We start from the raw sequence: 6,283 nt of genomic DNA on the forward strand, positions 1-6,283 counted from the left end.
TTTCTACCACTTATGCTGTGAAGATTTACAAGCAATATAAGGATGAAGCGATCGCCTACGGTGGGCATTCACCCATCGCGGAAACCGATGAGTAAATACCCAAATAATTGAAGTCTCTAGAGGCATATTTCTCTAAGTCAAATCAACCTCAACAGCAAGGACAGTCATCATGTTAAATGTAGAAAACAAAGTTATTGCAATCACTGGAGCCAGTAGTGGATGCTGGCGGCAACTTCATCGACATTCGCCCAAGCCAGAATAACCGTAGTATGATAATACAGTCTAACCAAATTCGAGAACAAGTTAGCCAAATTACCAAGCAATTGCTAGGAGGATTGTAATGCCTAACTGGAGTGCAATTGAAGCGAGTTTTTTACGTCAACCCCACGCGCAACAATTAGGAGAATTAGCAGCTAGTTTGGCACGCCTTAACTCTTGGTCACAAAAGAGTGCAATTCGTGAATTAGTTCCAATATTGTTGTCAGAAAGTTTGTTGTACGTGTCTTTAATACAACAAAAAAGTGAAATAAATAATGTTGAATTAAATCAACTCCAAGACTTATTACAAAACTGGATCAATGTTTGGGACAAATCAATGGAAATTACAGATATTGCATCTGTTGCGTCTACTTGGTCACAGCGAGTATTGGAGATGTCGGGTTTGCTAGCTTCTTAAATCGTTGAGTGCATAGTCTTAAGTAATGCGCTTGACCACTGCGATCAGCTACACTGGGCGGTTACGCCATCGCTCCTCGGTAAATACTGCAGGGAAAATGCATCTTATTTACTAATAAAAACTAAGAGAGATTTCAAAATGACATAGATAATTGTAAAAGTTGATGGAATGATAAATAATATAAATAGAGTATCTCCGAAAAACATGAATTAGCTTATCTGAGGCTGAATGATTATTTATTGATACTGATACAACTTAATATTCGAGTTTATAAAAGTATGTTTATCTAGAGAAAAAGTGAGATTTTCCCTAAATATTTAAATTCAATTTCTGATATATTAGTTTATGCTAACGCTAAAACTGTTTCTAAATAATTGTTATCCAACCCAGCGAGGAACTGTTTATTTTTGATTCCACGTTTAACACACTTCTCTTGAGTTAAAAGATTGACTGCAATATGTCTGAGAATTGCAAAATTCTGTGGAGCATTATCTTTTCTAATCCGACAATCATCTTCTCTCAATGCGACATCCAATATCCAATGTAATGAATTTTCAACTCCCCAATGACTGTGAATAGAATTACCAAACTGTTCAGCATTATCTTCAAGACTACTAATAAAATAACGAGTTTCAACCGTTGTTTCACCATTTAATGAACGAACGGATTCTACCATTCCAACACTATTAAAGTTTGACCAAGCTGAATCTGGGTTAAGCCGAGACTGAATTTGAGATAACATCATATAGTGGCGGATTTCATGACTAATAACTCTGGAATTGCTGTAATCTCATTGGATTTTTCATCCACCTTTACTTGCCCTAACACCAATCTATTTGTAGTTGCCCATGCACTCACCATCACAATTGCACTTTGGTCGCTACTTTCTTCATAAGAACTACGTAAGGTTTTTCCGTCAATTGCTACCACCTCACCTTCAGTTATCTTCTGTATTGATTTCATTCAATCCAGAAAACATGACTGAAACTGTTGAGGATTTATCTGTGTAAATACTCGCGCAAATGTATCATGTGACGGGATACCATTCGGTAGTTCTAGAAATGTTTTTAACCACTCATACTTGGCACATCCATAAGTCTCTATTGCCACCCAACCATCTGCCCCACAAATCACAGCACACACAGCAATCGTTATGATATCTATTAAGTTATGCCGCTTCGTTCGATAAATTCGTGGGTCTTCTATTCCCAAAAAATGGTCAGCAATTGTGATTTTTGGCTTCAGCTTCATACAGAGGAGACGGGAGAGCGTAATTCTTCTTTGGAGCTTTTATGAGAATATCACGTTCGATAAAAAGCAACCGACGGTTGCCTCTAACCACCCCGTCATAATGATTCTCATTCCTTTACTCATCAATGTTTAATTTTCTGAAAGCACTATGGGGTCTAGCTTCTGGTGAATTATACTTTTATCTATGCTCATCAATATTTAGATGCGTTTGCCCTGGGGGATGAGTTTAATCGGAGGCAACGAATCTGCGTTATGGTTCATTTTCTTTTTCAAAAGTCTTCTCCAAGTCGCAAGTCGCAAGTAATACCAATTAAAAGTTGCAAGTCGCAAGTAATTGTCTTGTTATTAAAAGTATGAAAATATATTTATCAAAAAAGTGAAGGTTCAAAACCTCGCCCCTTGTGGGCGAAACAGTCCTTGTATCTGAAGGTAAGTAAAAACCCCACCCCGGAGTGTCTGGCTTGATTTAATACTTGCGACTTGCGACCTCCGACTTGCGACTTCAACTATAATACCCGATCGCGCCTGGGAATACAAAATAAGAAAGTTTTTCTGTGAAGGCAAGGGAACAGTTACGAAAAAATAGGCTGCTCTCTCCCTGCAAAAAGCATAAGATGACATCTATAAGTTGTGCTTATCTCAATTGTAATCGTTGCCATTAGGAGCAGACAGTTGAATCACCTCAGTAAAACGTGAATACTTAACCGCATCGGTAGGGGGATAATCTGCTGACACTGCAATTAACCCAATTTTGATATCCTCGAAATAAATCACACCCCCAATACGTCCTTCGATTTGGAAAGCCCCATGAAATAAATGATACGGAGCTACGTAGATTAGCAAACAGTCACTAATCTTTATTGCCCTGTCAAACATCTGCTGACAAGTTTTTTGGAGGACAGCATCTAGATATTCATTATTGGCAGGTTCACCCAGGTCAGTAAATTCTGGATGATCCGCAAAATGATCCATATAAAATAGCCAGATATCGGACAAGTCTGCGTCAGTCGTCAGTTTCTGCTTAAGTTCTTGCAATCGGTCGATATTCATATTTTGGATATTGAGGAGATAGGGCAAACAGACAATACTGTTAAAAAATTATCAATTATTTTTGCGTTAATGGGGGATAAAGAATTGTCACCAAAGGGTTCTACTAAATGGTGGGGGACTTAGATCAGTAGACTAGTGCTAGTGTACTATAGGATTTGTAGTTTAGGATTTAATTTGCTCGTGGCATAGTGCGTAAAAAGCGAGACTGCTTTTAGTGGAGCTACCTTTGGGACAAGAATCTGTCGCTAGAACCAGGAAAATAGTTCACGTTGATATGGATGCCTTCTACGCATCGGTAGAGCAGAGGGATAGCCCTAGCTACCGAGGCAAACCGTTAGTAGTCGGTGGTAGCCCAAGTCAACGAGGCGTGGTTGCAGCAGCTAGTTATGAAGCGAGGAAGTTTGGTATTCACTCCGCGATGCCGTCAGTAACAGCGTTCGTCTTTGACGTTGCCGCAGGCATCGCAAAATGCCCCGGACTGATATTTGTCAGACCAAGATTCGACGTTTATCGAGAGATTTCCACTTCAATCCACGCCATATTCAAACGCTATACTGACTTGGTTGAAGGGGTTGCTTTAGACGAAGCATATTTGGACGTTACTGAGAACCGGCAAAATATCCCCTACGCTTCTACGATCGCAAGACACATCAAAACTGCAATTTTCCAGGAAACTCAGTTGACAGCAACCGCAGGCGCGTCAATTAACAAGTTCCTAGCAAAAATGGCATCAGGCCAAAACAAGCCCAATGGACTGACAGTGATTTTGCCAGAGGATGCGATCGCCTTTGTAGAGCAGCTGCCGATTGAAAAATTCCACGGCATTGGAGAGGTGCCTGCGGCGAAGATGCACTCACTCGGCATTCATACTGGCGCAGATTTGAAAGAGCGATCGCTTACTGAGTTAACACACCACTTTGGTAAAGCAGGGCAATACTACTATAAGATTGCCAGAGCAGAAGATGACCGCCCAGTTGAAGCAAATCGAGTTCGCAAATCGATTGGTGCAGAAACCTCGTTTGCACAAGACTTAATGCCATTAGCTATGTGTTTTAGCTCAACATTTAGTATTTTAGCTTACTTAAATAATAGAAATTATTCCGTAGCTGCCTTACTTGGTGGAATTAGCCCTATAATCTACAGTTATGATACTCCCCTCGATCAGCAGGCATCATAGAAAATCAAACTTCTCTTCTTATTGAGCGAAAGTTTATAATATTCTATAAAGATGATTAAGAAAAATGATTAAGCCTAAAAATGTGTATCGCGGACACTCAATGGAAAAAGTTGGTCATGGTAAAAGAGCGGGATTTAAAACAACTATCAACGAAAAAGAATGGTCTGCCGTGACTGAATTAGAGGTAAAAACAGCAATTGATGCTTGGATTGATGAAGGAGTAGAGCCTTAGCTATTGCCTACATAGCTATAACTTTGTGCCGACATTAATAATTGGCTTGCAAAACTGGGAGGCACGGAATAGCCGATAATTCACCCCGCCGTTGCTGCCTCGCTGGGAAATTCGTACCAATCGGGAAAGCCTTGTAACTTCGCAGCCCCCTCAATAGACAAAGACTTGACAGTACCATCAGGCAACCAGATATCAGCGAACTTACTACGGTTACAGCCTTTGTGATCGGTGAAGTGCGATCGCAGTATGGTATTGCATGGTAAATTTCCAGGTTTGTATTTGGACTGTGTACGTCCCCCAACTCTCTGTATTAGCAGTGGTGTCGGCGCATTCCCGGCTAAAAATTTCTCCAAAGCTTGCCGTTGTTTGGGGAGTAGTTGGGAATCGGTCATGGTGGGGATGAGATGCGCGATACCTTCGGCACACTTCGTGAACGCCTCATACCAACCTATTGGTTTTCTGTGAGCGGGTATTGCAACGCGAAAACCTCTACTAGCAATCAGGACTAACCGCCGCCGCGCCTGGGGCAGTCCAAAATCAGCCATGTTGACCACACTGTAATTGACCGAGTATCCCTCTTGCTCCAAAGCATCCAGGATGATACTAAAACTCTGACTGTTCTGATACCGTGGGACATTTTCGAGAGTGAACACCCGTGGCTGTAACTGTCGGATGGCTTCTGCTACTGCGATCGCTGCACTCAGGTCGTCAGCCGTTTCAATACCCTTACCAGCTTTAGCTGTGTGTGCTTGGCTGAAGTTAGCGCACACCGGAGAGGCGTGGAGATAGTCGGGGTGGCGCGGAAAACCTAGAAATCCTAACCGTGCTACTTCTTGAACTGTTAGCTGGATTATTCTACAGCCATATTCGCTAAAGTTGTGGTGATGGGTTTTGGCAATCGCCCTGCTCAAGTCTGGTTTTGTGGGGTCGAACTCCACCGCAATGACTGGACGAATCCCGGCTTGCACCATCCCCGCTTCAATCCCGCCGCCACCCGCGAAAAGTACTACAGCAATCGGTGCATCATCTGGAAGAACTGGTTTTAATTTTGTGTTATCAAAATTTTTGCAGACATCTGATTTTGGTGATGGCTTTTTGGTTCTGGTAAAATTCGGAGCTTGAACTTGTAATCGCGCTCAGTAGATAAACATTCATCAGGGGCAAGAGTTGCCCATTTATGGAAGAGTTGTTGGATAGTTGTACTCATAAAGTCTGTAGTTGTGAGTTTCTGCAAGAATAGAAAGAGAAAGGAGGGATTATGACAAACGCTTTTCCACCGGAAGATATCAGTGCAAGGTTTGATAATATTGATACTCGTCTAGAAGAGATCGGTGACGAACTGGATTTACTGAGGACAGTACAGAATGCTAACAGGCGGGAAACACGGGGAAATTCCCAAACCATTGCAAGGTTGGAGCGTACCATTAGGGAACTGGCTGACATTGCGCGCCTCCATCAGGAAGGATTACGCGCTGCTCAAAGAGATGCTGAACGCGATCGCCAAGCCATAAGGGAAGTTGAACTTCAAGCTGACCGAGATCGTGAAGTTTTGCTTGCTTCCTTGCTTCAAGGCGAACGCGATCGCCAAACCTTCCAAGAAGAAATCCGCAGAATTTGGGAGTATTTACGTGACCGAAATGGCGGCAGTAGCACACCAAATTAATTAACTCCATCCCGTTTACCTTGCCAAGTTCAAAAACTTCGATGTAGATAAATCGCACAACATGGTTGCAGTGCCGAGCTTACCGTAAAGGCGGTTTTTCTCAACAATCAACTCAATAGTGCGATCGATTGGGGCGTTTATCAGCCGTTGTTTGATTGCCCCGATTGATTTGACAGCCTAAGAAAACAGGGATTTTGTGAGACTTGGCAATATCCCGAATCTGGCGGGTAATCT

8 protein-coding genes and 1 pseudogene are annotated in these 6,283 nt (G+C 42.1%); 5 read left to right on the forward strand and 4 right to left on the reverse strand.

Features of this window, described 5'->3' with window-relative positions:
- Nucleotides 1-215 precede the first annotated feature (215 nt).
- Together HWQ37_RS18145 and HWQ37_RS18150 are read left to right on the forward strand one after the other, a co-directional pair.
- Entirely contained in the window at nucleotides 216-341 is a 126-nt protein-coding gene (locus HWQ37_RS18145) for a DUF5674 family protein (RefSeq protein WP_363318146.1), read from the forward strand.
- Entirely contained in the window at nucleotides 341-676 is a 336-nt protein-coding gene (locus tag HWQ37_RS18150) for a hypothetical protein (RefSeq protein ID WP_221704741.1), read from the forward strand. Before HWQ37_RS18145 ends, HWQ37_RS18150 begins: the two co-directional genes overlap by 1 nt.
- A 343-nt stretch (nucleotides 677-1,019) precedes the next feature.
- On the opposite strand, the pseudogene HWQ37_RS18155 reads toward HWQ37_RS18150, so the two are convergent.
- Together HWQ37_RS18155 and HWQ37_RS18160 are read right to left on the reverse strand one after the other, a co-directional pair.
- Nucleotides 1,020-1,927: pseudogene (locus HWQ37_RS18155) on the reverse strand (ISAs1 family transposase).
- 639 nt (nucleotides 1,928-2,566) lie between these two features.
- Nucleotides 2,567-2,977 (reverse strand): hypothetical protein, encoded by a 411-nt coding sequence (locus HWQ37_RS18160; RefSeq protein ID WP_292749357.1) that lies wholly within the window; start codon nucleotides 2,975-2,977, stop codon nucleotides 2,567-2,569.
- Nucleotides 2,978-3,203: 226 nt separating this feature from the next.
- Here HWQ37_RS18160 and dinB point away from each other — a divergent pair, with 226 nt between their 5' ends.
- Together dinB and HWQ37_RS18170 are read left to right on the forward strand one after the other, a co-directional pair.
- Complete coding sequence (gene dinB, locus HWQ37_RS18165) at nucleotides 3,204-4,154, forward strand: DNA polymerase IV (protein ID WP_292749359.1); 951 nt, start codon at nucleotides 3,204-3,206, stop codon at nucleotides 4,152-4,154.
- Nucleotides 4,155-4,218: 64 nt separating this feature from the next.
- Nucleotides 4,219-4,386 (forward strand): hypothetical protein, encoded by a 168-nt coding sequence (locus HWQ37_RS18170; protein ID WP_190900970.1) that lies wholly within the window; start codon nucleotides 4,219-4,221, stop codon nucleotides 4,384-4,386.
- Nucleotides 4,387-4,466: 80 nt separating this feature from the next.
- On the opposite strand, the gene HWQ37_RS18175 is transcribed toward HWQ37_RS18170, so the two are convergent.
- Both HWQ37_RS18175 and HWQ37_RS18180 read right to left on the reverse strand, forming a co-directional pair.
- Complete coding sequence (locus tag HWQ37_RS18175; protein WP_292749368.1) at nucleotides 4,467-5,402, reverse strand: DNA cytosine methyltransferase; 936 nt, start codon at nucleotides 5,400-5,402, stop codon at nucleotides 4,467-4,469.
- A 26-nt stretch (nucleotides 5,403-5,428) separates the two neighbouring features.
- On the reverse strand, nucleotides 5,429-5,593 hold the full coding sequence (locus tag HWQ37_RS18180; protein ID WP_292749364.1) for a hypothetical protein: 165 nt from the start codon (nucleotides 5,591-5,593) through the stop codon (nucleotides 5,429-5,431).
- A gap of 51 nt (nucleotides 5,594-5,644) precedes the next feature.
- On the opposite strand from HWQ37_RS18180, the gene HWQ37_RS18185 reads away from it, so the two are divergent.
- On the forward strand, nucleotides 5,645-6,049 hold the full coding sequence (locus tag HWQ37_RS18185; RefSeq protein ID WP_292749366.1) for a hypothetical protein: 405 nt from the start codon (nucleotides 5,645-5,647) through the stop codon (nucleotides 6,047-6,049).
- Nucleotides 6,050-6,283 lie beyond the last annotated feature (234 nt).

Source organism: Nostoc sp. NMS4, assembly GCF_017115095.1.
GTDB lineage: Bacteria > Cyanobacteriota > Cyanobacteriia > Cyanobacteriales > Nostocaceae > Nostoc.